Origin of the sequence: Nocardioides rubriscoriae, assembly GCF_008087085.1 — a bacterium.
GTDB lineage: Bacteria > Actinomycetota > Actinomycetes > Propionibacteriales > Nocardioidaceae > Nocardioides > Nocardioides rubriscoriae.
The window spans coordinates 689519-709484 of sequence record NZ_VIYJ01000001.1; the positions used below are offsets into that span (position 1 = coordinate 689519).

General features: G+C 72.4%; 17 protein-coding genes. 8 read left to right on the forward strand and 9 right to left on the reverse strand.

Translation table 11 applies throughout. The annotated features are described in order from the left end of the window. Positions 1-23: 23 nt before the first annotated feature. Positions 24-2237 (reverse strand): MMPL family transporter, encoded by a 2214-nt coding sequence (locus FZC61_RS03320; RefSeq protein ID WP_148612404.1) that lies wholly within the window; start codon positions 2235-2237, stop codon positions 24-26. A gap of 111 nt (positions 2238-2348) precedes the next feature. Here FZC61_RS03320 and FZC61_RS03325 point away from each other — a divergent pair, with 111 nt between their 5' ends. Continuing rightward, positions 2349-3110 carry a TetR/AcrR family transcriptional regulator gene (locus FZC61_RS03325; protein WP_148612406.1) on the forward strand — a complete coding sequence of 254 codons (762 nt, stop codon included), beginning with the start codon at positions 2349-2351 and terminating at the stop codon, positions 3108-3110. A 1-nt stretch (position 3111) separates the two neighbouring features. On the opposite strand, the gene FZC61_RS03330 is transcribed toward FZC61_RS03325, so the two are convergent. Genes FZC61_RS03330 through FZC61_RS03345 form a run of 4 tightly spaced genes read right to left on the reverse strand, consistent with a single transcriptional unit; the run spans position 3112 to position 6036 of the window. Next, positions 3112-3810: an NAD-dependent deacylase gene (locus FZC61_RS03330; protein ID WP_148612408.1), complete on the reverse strand. Its 699-nt coding sequence runs from the start codon at positions 3808-3810 to the stop codon at positions 3112-3114. A gap of 4 nt (positions 3811-3814) precedes the next feature. Then, the gene (locus FZC61_RS03335; protein WP_148612410.1) at positions 3815-4456 is read right to left on the reverse strand and encodes a class I SAM-dependent methyltransferase; all 642 of its coding nucleotides are present in this window, start codon (positions 4454-4456) and stop codon (positions 3815-3817) included. Continuing rightward, complete coding sequence (locus tag FZC61_RS03340) at positions 4453-5037, reverse strand: hypothetical protein (RefSeq protein ID WP_148612412.1); 585 nt, start codon at positions 5035-5037, stop codon at positions 4453-4455. Before FZC61_RS03340 ends, FZC61_RS03335 begins: the two co-directional genes overlap by 4 nt. A 45-nt stretch (positions 5038-5082) precedes the next feature. Then, positions 5083-6036 (reverse strand): ABC transporter ATP-binding protein, encoded by a 954-nt coding sequence (locus FZC61_RS03345; RefSeq protein WP_148612414.1) that lies wholly within the window; start codon positions 6034-6036, stop codon positions 5083-5085. Positions 6037-6218: 182 nt separating this feature from the next. On the opposite strand from FZC61_RS03345, the gene FZC61_RS03350 reads away from it, so the two are divergent. From FZC61_RS03350 to FZC61_RS03360, 3 genes are all read left to right on the forward strand, one after another. Continuing rightward, positions 6219-7094: an alpha/beta fold hydrolase gene (locus FZC61_RS03350; RefSeq protein WP_148612416.1), complete on the forward strand. Its 876-nt coding sequence runs from the start codon at positions 6219-6221 to the stop codon at positions 7092-7094. After that, complete coding sequence (locus FZC61_RS03355) at positions 7091-7822, forward strand: DinB family protein (RefSeq protein WP_148612418.1); 732 nt, start codon at positions 7091-7093, stop codon at positions 7820-7822. Before FZC61_RS03350 ends, FZC61_RS03355 begins: the two co-directional genes overlap by 4 nt. A gap of 1462 nt (positions 7823-9284) precedes the next feature. After that, on the forward strand, positions 9285-10517 hold the full coding sequence (locus tag FZC61_RS03360) for an HNH endonuclease (protein WP_148612420.1): 1233 nt from the start codon (positions 9285-9287) through the stop codon (positions 10515-10517). A gap of 12 nt (positions 10518-10529) precedes the next feature. Here FZC61_RS03360 and FZC61_RS03365 read toward each other — a convergent pair whose 3' ends face one another. After that, positions 10530-11045 carry a hypothetical protein gene (locus FZC61_RS03365; RefSeq protein ID WP_148612422.1) on the reverse strand — a complete coding sequence of 172 codons (516 nt, stop codon included), beginning with the start codon at positions 11043-11045 and terminating at the stop codon, positions 10530-10532. Between the two features lie 186 nt (positions 11046-11231). Here FZC61_RS03365 and FZC61_RS03370 point away from each other — a divergent pair, with 186 nt between their 5' ends. Further along, a complete protein-coding gene (locus tag FZC61_RS03370) occupies positions 11232-12707 on the forward strand; it encodes an MFS transporter (protein ID WP_148612425.1) in 1476 nt (491 codons plus the stop codon). On the opposite strand, the gene FZC61_RS03375 is transcribed toward FZC61_RS03370, so the two are convergent. Both FZC61_RS03375 and FZC61_RS03380 read right to left on the reverse strand, forming a co-directional pair. After that, on the reverse strand, positions 12694-13035 hold the full coding sequence (locus FZC61_RS03375) for a DUF1801 domain-containing protein (RefSeq protein ID WP_148612427.1): 342 nt from the start codon (positions 13033-13035) through the stop codon (positions 12694-12696). The two genes, FZC61_RS03370 and FZC61_RS03375, sit on opposite strands and share 14 nt — an antisense overlap. 2 nt (positions 13036-13037) lie before the next feature. Continuing rightward, entirely contained in the window at positions 13038-13901 is an 864-nt protein-coding gene (locus FZC61_RS03380; RefSeq protein WP_148612589.1) for a 3-hydroxybutyryl-CoA dehydrogenase, read from the reverse strand. A 61-nt stretch (positions 13902-13962) separates the two neighbouring features. Between FZC61_RS03380 and FZC61_RS03385 the strand changes: the two genes are divergently transcribed. Further along, on the forward strand, positions 13963-14757 hold the full coding sequence (locus FZC61_RS03385; protein ID WP_148612429.1) for a thioesterase family protein: 795 nt from the start codon (positions 13963-13965) through the stop codon (positions 14755-14757). Between the two features lie 10 nt (positions 14758-14767). Next, the gene (locus FZC61_RS03390) at positions 14768-15163 is read left to right on the forward strand and encodes a universal stress protein (protein WP_148612431.1); all 396 of its coding nucleotides are present in this window, start codon (positions 14768-14770) and stop codon (positions 15161-15163) included. An 18-nt stretch (positions 15164-15181) separates the two neighbouring features. On the opposite strand, the gene FZC61_RS03395 is transcribed toward FZC61_RS03390, so the two are convergent. Then, entirely contained in the window at positions 15182-18571 is a 3390-nt protein-coding gene (locus tag FZC61_RS03395; RefSeq protein WP_211357057.1) for a glucodextranase DOMON-like domain-containing protein, read from the reverse strand. A gap of 186 nt (positions 18572-18757) precedes the next feature. On the opposite strand from FZC61_RS03395, the gene FZC61_RS03400 reads away from it, so the two are divergent. After that, positions 18758-19960, forward strand: a complete 1203-nt coding sequence (locus FZC61_RS03400; RefSeq protein ID WP_148612433.1) for a GAF domain-containing sensor histidine kinase — start codon at positions 18758-18760, stop codon at positions 19958-19960. Positions 19961-19966: the final 6 nt, after the last annotated feature.

Genomic DNA, 19966 nt, shown 5'->3' on the forward strand with positions numbered 1-19966 from the left:
GGAGGCGTCGCAGCCCGGCCGCGTCACGCCCCGGCGGACACCGGGGCGGGTTCCGGCGCGTCGGTCCTGGCAGGGACCGGGCCGGCCGCCTCTCCCTCGCGGAACCCGTGGCGCTCCCACCAGCGCGCCAGCGGCGCCGGGGCCCACCAGTTGCGGTCGCCGAGGAGCTTCATGGTGGCCGGGACGAGCAGGGCCCGCACGATGGTCGCGTCGATGAGCAGCGCGACGAGCATCCCGATGCCCAGCATCTTCATGAAGACGATGCCGCTGGTGCCGAAGGCGCCGATGACGACGCCGAGCAGCAGGGCCGCGCTGGTGATGATGCGGCCGGTGTGCTGCACGCCGGTGGCCACCGCGAGGTCGTTGTCGCCCTTGCCGGCGGCCACCGAGCGGTCCCACTGCTCGCGCACGCGGGAGAGCAGGAAGACCTCGTAGTCCATCGAGAGCCCGAACAGGATGGCGAGCATCAGGATCGGGTTGGTCGCGTCGAGGTAGCCCTGGGGCTCGAAGCCCAGGAGCCCGGAGAGGTGACCGTCGCTGAAGATCCAGGTGACCACGCCGAAGGAGGCGGTGAGGGAGAACAGGTTCATCACCACGGCCTTGACCGGCAGCACCACCGACCCGAACGCCAGGAACAGCAGCACGAGCATCACGGCCACCACGATCAGGCCCATCCACGGCAGGTGGGCGCCGACCGAGTCGATCAGGTCGACGGTCTCGGCGCTCAGCCCACCGACGAGCACCCGGCCGGTGGCCGGCTCGACCCCGCGCAGCGCCTCGACGATCGACTGGGACCGCTCGGTCTGGCTGTTGCCGAGCCAGGACGCCCGCAGCAGCGTGACCCCGTCTGCGGCGGCCACCGGGACGACGCCGACCACGCCGTCGACCCCCTCGACCGCCGCGGTGTACGCCGCCACGTCGGCCTGCGAGGCCCCGTCGAGCAGCAGGCTCGCCGACGACGCCTCCGGGCCGAAGTCGTCGTCCAGCAGCTGGGCCGCCTGGTGCGCGGGCGCGTCGGGCGGCAGCACGCGGTAGTCGACCGACCCCCACCGGGCGCCGAGGAAGGGCGCGGCGACCGCGAGCAGCACCGTGACCGTCACGACCATCACCAGCACCGGGCGCCTCATCACCGCGCGGGCCAGCCCGGCCCAGCGGCCGCGGGCGGCGTCGGTGGTGCGGCCGCGCCGCCAGGGCAGCCGCCCTGCGTCGACGCGCCGACCCAGCAGCACGAGCGAGGCGGGCAGCACGGTCAGGGCCGCGAGCATGGCCACGACGACCGCCGCGACCCCGCCGTAGCCCATGCTGCGCAGGAAGGCCTGGGGGAAGATGAGCAGGCTCGCCATGGCCGCGGCGACGGTGAGCCCGGAGAACATCACGGTGCGACCGGCGGTCGCCATGGTGCGCCGGATCGCCACGCGGGAGGCCTGCGGGTCGTCGGCGGGCAGCAGCGCCAGCTCCTCGCGGAAACGGCTGATGACGAACAGCGCGTAGTCGATCGCCAGGCCGATGCCGATCAGCGACACCACGTTGACGGCGAAGACGGAGACCTCGGTGAACAGCGTGAGGACCCGCACGATCGCCAGCGCGCCGACCATCGCGACCAGCCCGACGAGCGCCGGCATGGAGGCGGCGACCAGGCTGCCGAAGATGAGCAGGGCCAGCAGCACGACCACGGGCATCGAGATCAGCTCGGCGCGCTCGAGGTCCTCGGAGGTGATCTCGTTGACGTCGCTGTAGACGGCGAACGAGCCGGCGACGTCGGTCTCGATGCCGGGCGCGTCGCTCTCGAGGGCCGGCTCGACGAGGTCGTAGTTGTCGAGGTAGTCGTCCTGCGACTCCCCGGCCAGCGAGATCAGCACCTGCGCGGCGTGGCCGTCGTCGCTGACCATCGCCGCCGCCTGCTCGGCCGGCACGTCGGCGTAGGACACGACCGACGCGACGGCCTGGGCCGGGATGGCAGCCACCACGTCGGCGACGGCCTGCCGGAACGCGGGGTCGTCGGCGGTCAGCGTCGGGCTGGAGTAGATCGCCACGACGTCGACCGACCGGTTGCCGAAGGTGTCGCGCTCCAGGGCGAGCTCGCGGGCCGACTCCGACTGCGGGTCGTCGAAGCCGCCCTGGCTCAGCGCACCGAAGACGCCGACGCCGTACGCCGCCGCCCCGAGGGTCACCAGCAGGCCCAGCACCAGCACGGCGCGGGCCCGGCGGGCGACGAGGGCGCCCCAACGATCGATCATGAGATAACTCCGGTGACGTAAGATCAGGTAAGTGAACGGTGTAAACCGTAAACGGCGTAAACTACGCTGGTCAAGACCCAGTTCCGACCCCGACCCGACCCCAGGAGAACCGTGACCCAGGTCGACCACCCGACCCCGACCCGCCGCGAGCGCCAGCGCGAGGCGACCTTCGCCGAGATCGTCGACGCCTCACGCGCCGTGCTCACCGAGGGCGCCGAGCTGTCGTTGCGTGCGGTGGCGGCCCGGATGGGCATGACGGCCCCGGCGCTCTACCGCTACGTCGCGAGCTACCAGGACCTGGTCGACCTGGTCGCCTTCGAGATCGACAAGGCCGCCACACTGACGTTCCGGGCCGCGGCCGACCGGCTCGACCCCGACGACGCCCCGGGCCGGCTGATCGCGGCCGTGACCGAGTTCCGGATGTGGGCGCTGGGCCACCCGCGCGAGTTCGGCCTCGTCTTCGCCAACCCGGTCGCCGACGCGGCGTGCGTGCGCCGCGAGATGAACACCCTGGCGTCCTCGGGCCACCTGATGACCGACCTGATCCACGACGTGTGGGAGCAGCGCCCGTTCCCGGTGCCGGCGCTCGACTCCCTGCCCGAGCCCGTGCGCGAGGCGCTCATCGACCCGCTCATCCCGGCAAAGGTCGAGCGGATCCCCTACGAGCAGCGCGGGCTCGTCTGGGTCTACATGCAGGGCTGGACCCAGCTCTACGGCGTGGTCACCCTCGAGGTGATGGGCCACATGGACCCGCGAGTCATCGAGAGCGGCGAGATGTACCTCGACGTCGTACGCCGCTTCGTGCCGACGATGCGGCTCGAGGACGAGCTGCCGCGGCTGGAGGCGCTGGTCAGGGCACGCCTCAGGTCATGACTCAGGGCGTGACGCGGGCCAGCATCTCGTCGACCCACAGCGGGACCAGCGTGCCGGCCGGGCCCTGGCGGGACTCGTGGAAGAACGAGGTGCCCTCACTGGGCTGCAGGTTGAGCTCGAGGGTGCGCGCGCGGTGGCGGGCGGCGTACTGGACGAAGCCGGCCGCCGGGTAGACCGCACCCGAGGTGCCGATCGACACGAACAGGTCCGCGCGCTTGAGCTCGTGCATGATCGCGTCCATGTCGTAGGGGATCTCGCCGAACCACACGACGTCGGGGCGCAGCTCGGTCACCCCGCAGCCGGGGCACGGCGGCAGGTCGACCAGGGTGCGGTCCCACGGGAAGCGACGCTCGCACGCCCGGCACAGCGCCGAGCGCAGCTCGCCGTGCATGTGGTGGACGCGCGTCGAGCCACCGCGCTCGTGGAGGTCGTCGATGTTCTGGGTGACGAGGAACAGGTCGTCACCGAGCACGTCCTCGAGCCGGGCGAGCGCGACGTGGGCGGCGTTGGGCTCGACGTGGGCCAGCGAGGCGCGGCGGGCGTCGTAGAACTCCTGCACCATCGTCGGCTGGCTCTCGTAGGCCTCGGGGGTCGCGACGTCCTCGACGCGGTGGCCCTCCCACAGCCCGTCGGCGTCGCGGAAGGTCGGCACCCCGCTCTCGGCGGAGATGCCGGCACCGGTCAGGACGACGACTCGCACCGGCTCACCTAACCAGATCAGGAGCCGGTCCGAGCACCGCGACCACGTAACCGTCGTCGGCCCGCCACGTCTCACCGGCCCACGTGCCCCACCGCTGGAGCTCGCCCAGGCCGGCCGCGGCGGCCGCGGCCAGGAACTCGTCGAGCCCGGTGACCGGGCACCCGTCGGGCAGGTGGTCGGCGTCGGTGCCGAAGCCCGCGACGAGCACGCCGTCGGGCGCGACGTGCGCGGCGAGCCGCACGCAGGTGGCCTCGAGCGTGCCGTCCTCGAGCAACGGCACCACGTTGCCGGCGAGCAGGACGACGTCGTAGCGCTCGCCCAGGTCGAGGGTGGCCAGGTCGGCCACCCGCCAGTCGAGGGCCGGCGCCTCCTCGCGCGCGACCTCGACCATCGCGGCGTCGACGTCGCAGCCCGCGACGTCGTAGCCCAGCTCGGCCAGGCGTACGGCGACCCGCCCGGTCCCGCAGCCGGCGTCGAGCACCCGGGTTGTGCGGCCCGGGGCCGCCGGACGCAGCCGCGCGACGAACGACGCCTCGCCGTGCACGTCGGCGCCCTCGGCGGCGAGCCGCCGGAAGCGCTCGGCGTACTCCTCGGCGTAGGACTCGCCGGCGCTCGCGCGGGCGACCTCCTGCCAACGTCGGCTCACGGGGTCGCTCCTGTCGTGTTGGGGGTCGGGCTGGGGGTCGAGCGGGGCATCGGCGGGGGGGACGTCACGCCGGAGTAGCCGGCCGCGGCGAACCGCGTGGTCGGCCGCTGCGCCCTGGGGCCGCCGACGCCGACGACGCACGAGCGGCCGCCGTGGTTCTCGACGAACACGCGGAAGGTCCGGTCCTCGTCCTCGAGGCCGTCCTCGTCGCTGCTGATGGCGATCACGAAGGACCCCGAGGACCCCTTGTCGACGTCGCTGACGTCGGCGGTCACGGCGGGCGCCTGGACGCCGGAGAGCGTCTGCCAGCGGATGATGGTCGACTCGACGGCCATCCGGTAGAGCTCGATCGGCTGGTCGCAGAGCAGGTCGACGCCCCCCTGGACGTCGAGCTCCTCGGTCACCGTGAGCGCCAGGTCGGCGACGTCCTGCACCGACGTCGCCTCGGCCGGCGCGGCCCCCTCGTCGACGAAGAGCCGGACGACGGCGACACCGGCGAGCGAGACCATCACGGCGCCGACCACGACCCACGGCAGGACGGTGAGCGCCCGTCCGCGGCGGCCCTGCACGCCCTGCGTCATGCGACCAGTGAACCAGCCGCGCGGGCGTCGTCCCCGCGCACCCTGCTAGGCGCCGACGGTCATGTTCATGCCCGGGTCGAACGATCCGGGCGGCGGGGTGACGCCGTTCTCCTGGCACCACGTGCCGGCCGGTCGCTGACCCCGGCGGGGGATGCCGTTGGAGGGCTCCTGCTGGATCGGGATGGGCGGCAGCGGCGGAAGCTCCTGGCCGGACTCGGCCGCCAGCTCGTCGGCGTCCTTCTCCTCCGACATGCCGATCGGTCCCACCCGCTGGGCGTTGAGGAACTGCCGCACCACGGGCTCCTCCGAGCTCAGCAGCATCTCGCGGGGCCCGAACATCGCCAGGTGGCGGTGGTAGAGCAGGCCGATGTTGTCGGGCACCGTGCGCGCGGTGTTGATGTCGTGGGTCACGATCAGGAACGTCGCGTCGATCTGGGTGTTGAGGTCGATGATGAGCTGGTTGAGGAACGCCGTGCGCACCGGGTCCAGGCCCGAGTCGGGCTCGTCGAACAGCACGATCTCGGGGTCGAGCACCAGCGCCCGGGCCAGGCCCGCGCGCTTGCGCATGCCGCCGGAGATCTCACCGGGCAGCTTGTCCTCGGCCCCGAGCAGACCGACCAGGTCCATCTTCTCCATGACGACCTCGCGGATCTGCGACTCGGACTTCTTGGTGTGCTCGCGCAGCGGGAAGGCGACGTTGTCGTAGAGGTTCATCGACCCGAACATCGCGCCGTCCTGGAACAGCACGCCGAAGAGCTTGCGGATCTCGTAGAGCTCCTTCTCGGGGCACGAGGCGATGTCGGTGCCCTCGATGACCACCGCACCGCTGTCGGGCTTGAGCAGCCCGATGATCGTCTTCAGCAGCACCGACTTGCCGGTGCCCGACGGACCCAGCATCACGCTGATCTCGCCGGCTGGGACCACGAGCGACACGTCGCCCCAGATCATCTGCTTGCCGAACGACTTGGTCAGGTGGTCGATCTTGATCTCAACGCCCATGCCGGGAGCCCACTTGTCGGTCTGCACCGCCGACACGGGTTGTCGAGGGAGTCGTCCGTCCAGGAGCACCGGTGGGTCGGGTCGAGTGGCCGTCGAGGAAGTTGTCGCCAGGGTAGCCCTCCTCCCGTCACCGCGTGGCAGGCTCGAGCCGGACCCTCGCACTCGGAGTCAGGAGACCCACGATGAGCCCCACCCCCCTCGACCTTCCCAGTGCCGGCGGCGTGACCGTCAAGGCCTACCGCTGGGACCCCGTCGGCGACCCGGTCGCCGTCGTACGGCTGACGCACGGGATGGGCGAGCACGCCCTGCGCTACGCCCCGCTCGCCGGGGCCCTGACCGCGCGCGGGTACGTCGTCTACGCCCAGGACCACCGCGGCCACGGCGCCACCATCGCGGCCAACAACGGCGAGCCCGGCGTCATCGGCGCCGACGGCTGGACCGAGCTCGTCGCCGACGTCGCCCGGCTCGGCGACCTGGCCCGGGCGGCGCACCCCGGCCTGCCACACGTGCTGCTCGGACACTCGATGGGGTCGTTCGCGACCCAGCAGCACCTGCTCGACCACAGCGGCGACGAGAGCGCCGTGGTGCTCACCGGCACCGCCGTGCTCGACCTCCTCGAGCCCGCGCTCGACCTCGACCAGCCGCTCGACCTCGCGATGTTCAACGCGCCCTTCGCCCCGGCGCGCACCGACTACGACTGGCTCAGCCGCGACGAGGCCCAGGTCGACGCCTACGTCGCCGACCCGCTGTGCGGCTTCGGCCTCGACGGCGCAGCCGGCAAGCAGATGTTCGTCGCCGCGCGCCGGATGGCCGACCCGGACGCCGTCGCCGCGATCCGCCACGACCTGCCGGTCCTCGTCGCCGTCGGCGACCAGGACCCCGTGGGCGGCGGCCTCTCGCTGGTCCACGCCCTCGTCGACCGCTACACCGCCGCGGGCCTCACCGACGTGACGCTCAAGGTCTACCCCGGCGCCCGCCACGAGGTCTTCAACGAGACCAACACCGACGAGGTCGTCGGCGACGTGGTCCGGTGGATCGAGGAGGCGCTCGCGCGATGACGACCTATTCCGACACCCAGGAGTTCGAGGGCGCGACCTTCGTCAAGGCGAGCCTCAAGGGCGCCACCCTGCGCTTCTCCGACCTCAGCGGCGTCACCATGCGCAGTGTCGACGTGGACGGTCTCGACATCGACAGCCACGACCTGTTCTTCGGCAGCCTCGTCGTCAACGGGGTCGACGTGGTGCCGCTGGTCGACGCCGAGCTCAATCGGCGGTTCCCGGGTCGCGAGCTGCAGAAGTCGCAGACCCCCGAGGGGCTGCGCGACGGCTGGGTCGCGGTGCAGGCCGCCTGGGCGACCACGGTCGCCGACACCCCGCTCGAGCTGTGGGACGCCCACGTCGACGACGAGTGGTCCCTGGCCCAGACGCTGCGCCACCTGGTGCTGGCGACCGACGCCTGGCTGCGCGGGGCGATCCAGCGGGTGCCGCAGCCGTTCCACGAGCTCGGCCAGATCTTCACCGGCGCCGGCGAGATGGGCTTCGACACCTCGATCTTCCGCACCGACGCACCGACCCGCGACGAGGTCCTCGCCGTACGCGCCGAGCGGCAGCGGCTGGTCACCGACTTCCTCGCCACGGCGACCCCCGAGCTGCTGGCCGAGGAGCGCGACAACCCGTGGGGCGGCGGCGACTGGCACCCCACCGTCGGCGACTGCGTCCGGATCATCCTCGAGGAGGAGTGGGCGCACCTGCGCTACGTGCGCCGTGACCTCGCGCTGCTCGGGTGAGACCGGAGGGCCATGACCGGGCGCCGGTCGGCATACCCTGCGGTGGTGAGGGTCGTTCGGGTCGTGCTCGTCGTCGGGGGATGGCTTGCGGCTCTGGCCGGCGCGAACCTGACGATGGCTCCGGTCGAAAGCGCCCAACGCCCCTGCGGACGGGCCTATGAGCTGGCTCTGCTCGGTCGCGACCCCACCGACCTCGACCACCCGGTGCGCACAGCGGCTGAGCAGCTGTCTGCCTGTCGCCACGAGGCTTTCCTCTCGACCGGGGTCGGGTGCACTCTCCTGGCCTTGGCAGGGGTGCTTCTGTTCTTGGTCTCACGCACCCGCCGACGGCCTGACCCCGGCGTCGGTGACCCCAGGGCAGGGATGTCTCGAACGTTCGTCTGCCTTACTGCGACCGCACTGGTCCTGGCGTTCGCGGTGCTCACGTTCGCTCCTGCGTCCGTCACGGTCGACTCCTTCACGCGTGCATGCGAACCGCCCCCCACAGGGCTCACGAATCGTGGGCCTGGCATGCCCATGAACGAGGCGAGGGTCAGCGTCACGGCGCGGGCCGATTGTGTTGCGCAGACGCGGGAACGGACGGCGCTGCTGTTGCTGAGCATGGCGGGGGCAACTGCGGTGCTGACCACGGTCTCGTCACGGCGGCGTCTTGTCGATGACGCCTTGCCGGACCCGGACCCCTCTCATCGCGTCTCCCTGACGGGCTGACCTGCGCGAACCGCGCCCGCCTGCCCCTCGTCGTGGCCGCACACCCTGGGCACCAGGGTGGGGCGTACCGCAGGTGGGGGCACGCGGGTCACGGCACCTTCCGCTGCGCAGCGGGGTCGCTACGCGAGTGCAGTACCGAGGTGTCAGAGGGCCGCTCGAACGCTCATCGGCAGGACCGCTCAGCCCGCAGCATGGTCAGGCGAGTCTCGAGGATGTTGTGGCTAGTGCAACGAGGGTCGGTCCAGGCTTGTGAGGGGCCACGTCGGCCAAGCGGGACACAGCCCACTGGCCAGGCTTCTGAGCCAGGGTCATGAACTCGAAGCGGGCCGCCTCGGCTCCGGTGGTAGACAACAGATGGGCGCTCACACCGAGGGTCGAATAGGCCTTCCAGAATTCGTTGCTCTCGTGCTGAGTGACCGAGACCGAGGCCCCCTCGCGATCTGCCTCGACGCGCGTGCCGACCTCGATCCGCTCAAGGTGACGCTCCAGGTGCGAGATCCGGGGGGACTTGCACCTACCTCAGCCGGTAGCCATCCCAACGATCGTCACCCTAGGCCGGAGGTCGGTCAGGTGCTGTCGTCGACGCAGATCGCGGAGCACGACCGCCGGCGTGACGCCCGCCGCGCGGCATGACCAGACGCAGCGACCAAGACCGCGCCCGGGACTACCTCCAGCGAGGAACGAACGCCAGATTGGTCCATTTTTCCTGCCCTCGCGGTGGCGCGATGGCGGAAGTCAGCATATAATCGAACACATGATCCCCTCCGAGCTCCTCCCTGACGCGCCTGCCGCCTGCGTCGACGAGCTCGAGGAGATCGAACGGCTCAAGGGTGCGCTGTGCGCCCGACAGGCGCGCCTGGTCGCCCAGCTCGCCGAGCTGTCTCCGGGGTCGTCCGACAGATCCTTGGGTGGCGAGGTGGGGATGGCCCGCCACGAGTCCCCGTCGCGCGGACGGCGTCTGCTGCGTCTCGGGCGGTCGCTGGTCCACGACCACCCCGAGGTGCTGGGGCTGCTCCAGTCCGGGGAGATCAACGAGGCGCGGGCCGAGCTGGTGTGCACCGAGACCCGCGACCTGGCCGCAGCCGACCGCCGTACGGCGGACCGCGAGATCGCCGAGCGGCTGCGCGAGCAGCCCGGGCTCGGCGACCGCGACGTGGCCGACCTGGCGCGGCGGGTCGCGTTCCGCATCGACGCCACGACCGCCGAGCGGCGCCGCATGCGGGGGCACGCCGAGCGTCGCGTGTGGTCGCGCACCCACGGTGACGGCACCGCCACGGTGTCCGGGCGGATCGCCGACCACCAGATGGTCGCGATCATGGCGTCCCTCGGCCACCGCGCCGAGACCCTGCGCGCCAGCGGGTGCGACGACCGGTCGCGCGCGCAGATCGTCGCCGACCTCTTCGTCGAGCGACTCACTGGCCAGGCCACCGCCACCTCGACGCCGGTGCGCATCGACCTCGTGGTCCCCGCCGAGACGCTGCTGGGCGGCGGCGACGAGCCCGGCGAGGTCGCCGGCCTCGGTCCGGTGCCCGCCCAGGTCGCCCGCGACCTGGTGCACGCCTCGCCCGAGCAGGCCACGGTGATCCGGCGCCTGTTCGCCGACACCGACCACCTGGTGGCCATGGAGTCGCTGTCGCGACTCTTCAGCGGGTTGCTCCGCCAGTTCCTCGAGCTGCGCGACCGGCGCTGCCGCACCCCGTGGTGCGACGCCCCGATCCAGCACGGCGACCACGTCCGGTCCGTAGCGCGCGGCGGGGCGACCTCGAGCCACAACGGGCAGGGGCTCTGCCTGGGCTGCAACCTCATGAAGGAGGAGCCCGGCTGGGAGCACACCGTCGTCTCCGACGACGTGGTCGAGGCCCACACCGTCGAGGTCACCACCCCCACCGGACACCGACATCGCTCCACCGAGCCCCGACCCCCCGGGGCCGACCCGCGCGACCACTACGTGCAGACCCGACCCGGGGTCTACTCCCTCATCGCCTGAGGACACGCCCGATCAGAGCGACAGCACGTCACGCGCGCGCTCCGCCCAGTGGCCGGTCGACCACACGACCTCCCCCGCGACGTCGACCGCGGGCCAGTCCACCGAGACGACCATCGAGTACCGGGCGATGAGCGGCACCCACCACGACTGCCACGCCCCGGTGCCGTGTGCTGCCGCCTCCACGGCCACGAGCGCGACGCCGTCCGGCGGCGCCGGCTGCTCCGGGCGCCAGGTCAGCTCGGCGAGCCTCACCCCGTCGACCTCGACGGCCACCCGGGCCGCCGTGAGCGACGGGTCGTCGGCGTCGCTCAGCAGGTCGGGCCGGCCGGGCCCGAGATCGGCCACGAACGCCTCGGTGCACACGACCGACACGTCGAACAGCACGCCGGTCCGGTGGAGCCGCACGTTGCTCGTCCACAACAGGCACCCCGGCGCCTGCACCACGAGCAGGTCGCACGCCACGGGCACCGGCACCTGGGTGTCGATGGTGGCGCGCAGGTCGGTCAGCACCCGCTCCTGCCACGTCACCGGTCCAGTCTGGACCACGGACGTCCGTCGCACCCGTCTGGCACAATGGTTGTCAGGGTCAACCTGTGTGACCTAAGCCTCGGAATGCCGTCACCCCACCGCGGCTTGTGATCGGGGTCGGGCGGGTCATCACGACCACGCGTCCGACGGGCTCATCAGACGACGTACACGGACAGGACTCCCTCCATGGCAGGCACCGAGCAGCGCACCGACTACCGCGTGACCTTCGTGGTCCTGTGTGCGGGAGTGGCGTCCTTCTCGCTGCTGCAGTCGATGGTCAACCCCGTCCTGCCGACGATCCAGGCCGCGCTCGACACCGACCAGGCGACCGTCACGTGGGTGCTCACCGCCTACCTGCTGTCCGCCTCGGTCTTCACGCCGATCATCGGCCGCGTCGGCGACAAGGTCGGCAAGGAGCGGATGCTCGTCGTCGCGCTGGCCGCCCTCTCCGTCGGCTCGTTGCTGGCAGCGCTCGCCCCCACCGTCGGCGTGCTCATCGCGGCCCGCGCCATCCAGGGCATCGGCGGCGGGGTGCTGCCGCTGACCTTCGGGATCATCCGCGACGAGTTCCCGCGCGACAAGGTCGCCGGCGCCGTCGGCACGTCGGCCGCGCTGCTGGCCGTGGGTGGTGGCATCGGCCTGGTGCTGGCCGGACCGATCGTCAACGTCCTGAGCTACCACTGGCTGTTCTGGCTGCCGATGATCATGACCGTGCTGGCCGCCCTGGCGGCGTACTTCTTCGTGCCCGAGTCGCCCGAGCGCACCCCCGGCCGCATCAACGTCACCAGCGCGCTGCTGATGTCGGCCTGGCTGGTCACCCTGCTGCTCGCCGTGAGCCAGGGCCACAGCTGGGGCTGGACGTCGCCGGTGACGATCGGCCTGTTCGTGGCCACCGTCGTGGTGCTGCCGATCTGGGTCGTGGCCGAGGCGCGCAGCGACAGCCCGCTGATCGACATGCAGATGATGCGCATCCCGACGGTCTGGACGGTCAACCTCGTCGCCCTGCTCTTCGGCATGGGCATGTACTCGATGTTCGCGTTCCTGCCGCAGTTCCTGCAGACCCCCGACGGCGTCACCGGCTACGGCTTCAGCGCCACCGTCACGCAGTCCGGGCTGATGCTGCTGCCGCAGACGGTCGCCACCTTCCTCGCGGGTCTCTACTCCGGGCACCTCGCCGCCCGGTTCGGCTCCAAGGCCGTGCTGGTCGTCGGCGCCGCCCTCACCTCCGTGGGCACGCTGGGCCTGGCCCTGGCCCACGACCAGGTGTGGCTGGTGCTCGTCGAGACCACCGTCCTCGGGCTCGCCTTCGGGCTCGCGTTCGCGGCGATGTCCAACCTCATCGTCGACGCCGTCCCGCAGTCGCAGACCGGTGTCGCCAGCGGCATGAACGCCAACATCCGCACCGTCGGCGGCGCGCTCGGCAGCGCGGTGCTGGCCAGCGTGGTGACCTCCGGCGCCCGCCCCGACGGGCTGCCCGTCGAGGCCGGCTACACCCACGGGTTCCTGGTGCTCGTCGTGACCTCGGCCCTAGCCGCGCTGGTCGCAATCTTCGTGCCGGTGCTCAAGGCCCGCACGCACCTGGTCCCCGGCCCGCAGGCGGCGGCCGAGCAGGCCGAGCCCGCTGAGCAGGCCGCGCAGGCCGAGCGCGTCAGCCTCGGTTGAGCGCGACGGCCTGACGCACGAGGTCGGTGAACGCGTCGGCGTCGACCACCTCCCCGGCCCGTACGTCGACCGCCCGGCGGGTGCCGGCGTCGAGGCTGGCGTTGAAGACCCCCGTCGGGTCACCGAGCGAGGCGCCCTTGGCGAAGGTCACCTTGACCTTGTCCTTGTAGGTCTCGAGCGTGCAGAGCAGGCCCGCGCACGAGAAGGCCGGGACGCCGTCGGGGTTGGTGGGCTTGCGCCACTTGACCTCCTCGACGACCTCCGGGTCGGCCCCCAGGATCAGGCTCCGCAGCGTCTCTCGGGTCTCGGCACGCCAGTCGTCGGTCACGGTCACCGATCGTAGGTGTAGAAACCGCGTCCGGTCTTGCGCCCGAGCAGGCCGGCGTCGACCATACGCGCGAGCAGCGGCGGCGCGGCGTACAGCGGCTCCTTGAACTCCTCGTAGAGCGACTCGGCCACCGCCTTGGTGGTGTCGAGGCCGATCAGGTCGGCCAGGGCCAGCGGGCCCTGCGGGTGGGCGGCCCCGAGCACCAGGCCGCGGTCGATGTCCTCGGCGGTGGCGAAGCCCGACTCGAGCATCCGGATCGCCGAGAGGATGAACGGGACCAGCAGCGCGTTGACCACGAACCCCGCGCGGTCCTGGCAGTCGATCGCCTTCTTGGCCAGCGACTCCTCGACCCACGTGCGCGACCGGGCGGTCGTCTCCGACGACGTCAGCAGCGACGGCACCAGCTCGACCAGCTGCAGCACCGGCACCGGGTTGAAGAAGTGGATGCCGATCACCTGCTGCGGGCGGCTGGTGACCACGCCAAGCTTCATGATCGGGATCGAGGACGTGTTGGAGGCCAGGATCGCCTCGGGTGAGGTGACGATGCCGTCGAGCGCCTTGAACAGCTCGACCTTGGCGGCCTCGTTCTCGACGATGGCCTCGACGACGACGTCGCGGTCGACCATCGCGTCGAGGTCGGTCTCGACGCGGATCCGGTCGAGCACCGCGGCGGCCGTGGTGCCGCCCGCCCCGTCGAGCTTGCCCTTGGACTCCGCGCGGGACAGCGACTTCTCCAGGCGTCCGAGCGCGGCCTTGGCCGCCTCGTCGGACGACTCGACGACCACGACGTCGAGCCCGGAGCGCGCCGAGACCTCCGCGATGCCCGAACCCATCAGGCCGCCGCCGACCACACCCACCCTGGCCATGTCACCGCTCGTCACGTCGTCCATGCGGCCACGATGCCACGACCCGTGTGACGATCGCGGGATGGCCTACTTCGACCGCGTCGCCGACCGGACCTTCACGCCGACCGAGCACGTCGGGGGCGCCTGGAACACCGACGAGCAGCACGTCGCCCCCTCGCTCGGGCTGCTGTGCCACTTGGTCGAGTGCGACCACGCCGGTCGCCGCGACGACGCGTTCGACGTCACCCGCCTGTCCTACGACATCCTCAGCACCCTCGCGATGGACGCGTTCGACGTCGACGTCCGCGTCGTGCGACCGGGCCGTTCGATCGAGCTCGTCGAGGCGGTCGTGAGCCAGGGCGGTCGGGCCGCCGTCGCGCTGCGTGCCTGGCTGGTCAGGCCGGGCGACACCACGTCGTACGCCGGCACCGGCACCGCCGACCTCCCCGGGCCGCTGACCATGCCGAGGTGGGACCCCACCGGCACCTGGGCCGGCGGCTTCATCGCCTCGGCCGAGGTACGCCGGCAGCAGCAGGCTCCGGGGCGGGCGGCGTACTGGGTGCGCACCGACGTGCCGCTGCTCGACGAGCCGGTCAGCCCCACCGCTGCGGCCGCCGGCCTGGTCGACATCGCCAACGGCATGACGGTGCGCGCCGACCCCGCCGAGGTGGTGTTCCCCAACGTCGACCTCACCGCGCACCTGGTCCGCGCCCCGCAGCCGGGGTGGCTGGGGTTCGACACGACCGTCAGCTTCGGCGCCACCGGCCACGGCCTGACCAGCAGCACGCTGCACGACGAGGATGGCCCGATCGGCACCTTGGCCCAGGTGCTCACCGTCCGCCCACGACCGCCGGGATCCGCTACCGTCGGGCCATGACGGAGCACCGATGACCATCGTGACCGGCTACACCCCTGACGCGACCGGGCTCGCTGCGGTCGACCACGCGATCGGCCTGGCCCGCAGCACCGGTGAGACCCTCGTGGTCGTCAACACCGGTGTGCGCGGCAGCGACGCCGACGCCTCCTTCGCCGGCGCAAAGGACTGGGACGCGCTCGACCAGCGCCTGGCCGCCCTGGGCCTGGCCCACGAGATGCACCAGCCGGCCCACGTCGAGTCCCCGGCCCTGGAGATCCTCGCGACGGCCGAGCGCACCGGCGCCACCCAGATCGTGATCGGCGTGCGCCGCCGCAGCGCGGTCGGCAAGCTGTTCCTCGGCAGCGTCGCCCAGCAGGTCATCCTCGAGGCGACCTGCCCCGTCGTCGCCGTCAAGCAACCGACCTGACCGACCCGCCCGGGGCCCTCAGTCCACCGGCACGCCCGCGATGCGCACCGGCCCGAGGGTCGGGTCGAGCTCGATGCCCTGGTCGACCCCGGCCGGCGTGAGCACGTCCACCGCCTTGGGCGCCGAGGCCGGGTCGATGCCGCAGATCGGGCTCACGACGTCGGCCGACCTGCACAGGCCGAACTGGTAGCCCTGCGGCAGTTGTTGGAACCCGCGGGCCTGGTCGGGGCTGAACCCGTCCTGCCCGTGCAGCACCACCGTGAACGACCAGCCGGGGCCGGGGGTCCCGAGCGCCGCGAGCGGCACGATGACCGTGATGTAGCGCGAGCTCTGGCTCGCCTGCACCGAGACGGTGCCCAGGGAGCGGCCCTCGGCGTCGATGAACTCCGGGCCGGCGAAGCCCTGCACCTCGATGCGCCGGCTCCAGGCCGACGAGTCGGCGATCGTGTAGCCGCGACTCGCGTAGGGCGCTGCGGTGGAGGTCGTCGTCGCGTCGGGCGTGTGCACGAAGACGTCGAGCAGCTGGGCCCCGAGGGCGGAGCCGAACGTCGGCGACAGGTCGCGGGTGCGGACCCGCAGCAGCGCGGAGTCGCCGGAGACGATGACCTGGAACCGCTCGAGGTCGAAGGCACCGGGGCGGAAGTCGGCCGCGGTCGGGTAGGCGAAGGTGCCCGGGCCGTGGTCGTCACCGGTCGGGTCGGTCACGTCGAGGACGGTCGTGCCGGTGATGTAGTCGGAGACCACGGTGCGCCGGGCGTAGCCGGTGGCGCCGTCGGCGGTCGTCACCGCGACGGTGACCACCGAGGTGCCGAACGGGCTGGGCACGGTGGCGCTGAACGAGCCGTCGGGGCCCGCGGTCACCGTCGTCACCGAGGTGGCACCGCCGGTGTCGGTGGCGGTGGAGGCGAGGTCGACGGTGGCCCCGGGGCTGGTGCGGCCGGTGACCTCGACGGTCGCGGTGGTGACCTGGGCACCCTCGGCGGGCGCGGTGACCTCGACGTCGGCCGTGGCCGGCGGGCGCGGCTGGTAGCGCTCGCGCACGATCGCCGGCTGCTCGACCGGGCGGGACCCGCCGAGGCTCCGGGTCAGTCGCACCTGCTGCGACTGCGCCCAGGTCAACGGCGAGGCCGAGCCGGCCGCGCCGCCGTCGACGAAGCCGATCGACGCGATGGCCGGGTCGGTGCCGTACGGCGACGCGGCCAGGTCGGGGTTCTCCCACGACTGCTCGGGCACGAGCCCGATCCCGGAGGAGAAGCGCTGCATGCCGAGCAGGAGCCGGGACGCACCGGCCTGGTCGCCGGTCTGCAGCAGGTGCTCGGCGCGCTCGCCGCTCAGCACCGGCCACAGGTGGCCGGAGCCGGACCCGCCGGTCGGCCACGGCTTGCCCGAGGGCGAGCACGCGGTGGCGTCGGGCTCGAAGCAGTCGCCGTAGCCGTCCTCGGTGCCGGCGGTCGTCACCGGGTCGGTGGCGGTGCCGTAGCGGTAGAAGCCGGGCCCGCTGGCCGTGTCACGCCGCAGGGTCGCGTCGACGACCGACAGCGAGCGGCGTACGTCGGGGTCGCTCGCGGGCAGGATGCCCAGGCGCGTGAGCTCGAGGAAACCGGCGTCGACGACGTCGCGCTGGTCGGCGCTCGGGCCCCCGTTGCCCAGACCGTAGGAGACCGCCTCGTCGGGGTCGCCGTTCTTGGCCAGGCGGATGAAGTAGCGACCCGAGCCGTAGGGACCGGTGGTGGTGACGGTCCAGTCCTTGATGCTGCGCTGGAAGTGGTCGGCGGTGGCGCGGTAGACGCGGGCCGCGGCGGGGTCGTCGTTGCGGTCGGCGATCCGCGCGGCGGCCACCAACCCGGCGATCTCGGCGGCGATGGTCGAGGGCGAGTAGCCGCCCTGCTCCTCCCACCGCTCGGAGCCGAACGACGGGCCGCGGGAGACGACGAAGTCGGCGGCCTTCTTGATGTGGTCGGTCCACAGGGCACGGTCGCCACCGAGCCCGGCCTGGTAGGCCATCAGGATCGGGTAGGCCGACTCGTCGAGCTGGTCGCCGCCGGTATCGGGCGCCTGCTTGCCGTTGACCAGCGAGTTGCGCGGGAAGCGGCCGTCGGCGAGCTGCTGGCGCTCGAAGAGGAAGCGCACCGTGGCCCGGGCCGTGGCGACGTCGCCGCTGGCCAGGAGCCCGGTGAAGGACTCGTAGAGGTCGCGGGCGAAGACCTCGCGGTAGGAGCCGAAGTAGACCGGCAGGCCTCCCGGGGTGTCGCCGGCGCTGACCGCCTGCCCCCACGGGCTGGCGAGCGAGGCGACCACGGCGCCGGGGAACGTCTTGTCCTCGCTGGCCTTGAGCACGTTGGCCGACAGCCAGTACGCCGAGCGCACCCGGTCGGCCTGAGCGTCCGAGAGCCCGGGGAACCGGGACGGCGGCGGACGCAGGCCCCGGTCGTAGTCGCGCCAGGTCTTCTCGTAGGCGCGGGCGGTCTGCTCGAACGGCGCCCGGGCCGAGGCACCGGCCACGTCGATCGCGGACCGCGCGGACTGCCCGAAGCCGAGGGCCAGGGTGAAGCGGCCGTCGCGCCCGACGTCGACCTGACCGGTCTGCACGACGTTGCCGTCGGTGGCCCGGTCGTAGGTCGTGCGCAGCGTGCGGTCGGCGTCGAGCTGGGCGAGGCCGTCGCTGGGGGTGCCGGCGTAGCCGCTGCTCGCGGCCAGGAACGGCCGGTCGGCGCGCACCGCGGCGTACAGCGGGACGGCGTAGTCGCGGTTGGTCGCGTTGGTCTCGGTGTCGGTGTCGGAGCTGACCAGCGCGGTGGTGGCCGGGTCGACGACGGCGTCGTCGCCCCCGCCGTTGCTCGACCCGCCGCCGCCGTTGCCGTTGACCGTGGCGTCGTAGCGGACGTAGACCTTCAGGTCGCCGGTCGCCTTCGCGCGCCGGTCGCGCGCCGGCTCGAGCCGCGTCGACACGACGACCGCGTCGCGCCGCGGGTCGGTGACGTAGTCGGTGACCAGCCGGTAGGCGCCGCTGCGAGCGGTGCTCACGACCTGGCACGACATCCCGCTGCGGTCGGTGGACCGCACCCGATAGGTCATGTCGCGGCTCTGCAGGTCGGTGAAGGTGCGGCCGTCGGTCACGACGTACTGGAGGGTCTCGAGGTTGGTGGTGTCGATCGTCGGGTTGTAGACGTCGGACAGGACACCCCCCGCGACGGTGTACCAGACCTTCGACCCGGAGTTGCGGGCCGTGCCCAGACAGTCCTTGCGGGCCAGACCGAAGTGCGACAGCGCACCCGGCGCCCCGGGCGCCACCACCCCCTCCGCGGCGACGGCGCGGTCCAGCGACGGGGAGGCCAGGAGGCCGGCCCCGATCGTGACCAGCGAGACCGAGATTGACAGCATGCCGAGAGCCGGACGTCGTTGTCCCATGCCCCCACCCTCATCGCCCGATGCCCACTTTGTCCAGAGAGCCGGGCAGATGACGTCAAGGCGGGTGACGCAAGATTCACTCAAGGTCACCCTCACGGGTGACCCCCCGTCCTACTGTCCTCGAAGGCGGATCAGGTGTCACCGGCGGGCGAGGAACAGGGGGCAGCAGTGGTCGAGGACCCGAGGATGCCCACAGCGGACGCCGGCACCGCAGTGGAGGCGCAGCGTCAGCTGCTGCTGCAGGCCTACGACCTGCTGGACCCCGGGCACCCCTCGCGGCCCGACCTGCGGGCCCTGGTCACGCTCGCGGCCCTGGCGTCAGGGGTGTCGAAGGCGACGATCAACCTGCTCACCGAGGACGAGCAGCACCAGGTCGAGAGCGTCGGCTTCATCGGATCGGTGACCCCGCGCGCCGACTCCATGTGCGCCGAGGTCATCGACGAGCTGGGTCCCGTGGTGCTGGCCGACGCCAGCCAGGACCCGCGGTTCGAGCGCAACGTCTGGGTCACCGGCCCCGCGGGGGTGCGGTTCTACGCCAGCTACCAGCTGGTGACCCCCGCGAAGGTCGCGATCGGCAGCCTGTGCCTGTTCGACGACGCTCCCCGCGAGCTCGACCGCACGGCCCACGACATGCTCACGCTGCTGGCGGCCCGCGTCACCGACGTGCTCGAGCTCGAGCTGCAGGGGCGGCGGCTGCGCGCCGCGGTCCGCGAGCTCGAGGTCAGCAACCGGCAGCTGTCCGACTTCGCAGCCACGGTCAGCCACGACCTGCGCGGGCCCCTGGGCACCGTCCGGCTCGCGCTGGGGATGCTGGCCGACGGGACGGTGACGGCCAGCGACGCGGGCTTCCTGGTCGAGAGGGCCGAGCGCTCGGTCGACCGGATGGCCGACAGCATCGACCACCTGCTCGCCGCCTCGACCGTGACGACCGAGGGCGGCGCCGTCCTCGTGCCCTGGCGCCCGATCGCCAGGCAGGCCGTCGAGGACCTCGGCGACGACCTGCGCGGCGTACGCCTGCACCTGGGCGACGACCAGCCCGTGCGGTGCCACCCGGTCGGGCTGCGCCTGGTCCTGCAGAACCTGCTGTCCAACGCCGCCCGCTACGCCGGTCCGGTCGCCCCCGACGTCGAGGTCGAGTGCCGGCGTACCGACGACGGCTGGGCGGTCGTCGTCGTCGACCACGGGCCGGGGGTGCCCCTCGCCGAGCGCGACCGCATCTTCGACACGGGCCACCGGGGCGCGGCCGGCGACACGGCGACGGGGCACGGCATCGGGCTCGCCTCGAGCCTGGCCCTGGTCTCACGGATGGGCGGTCGGCTGACGCTCGACGACACCCCGGGCGGTGGGGCGACGTTCGTGGTAGGCCTGCCCGACCACGACGCGCCCTAGGGTGGG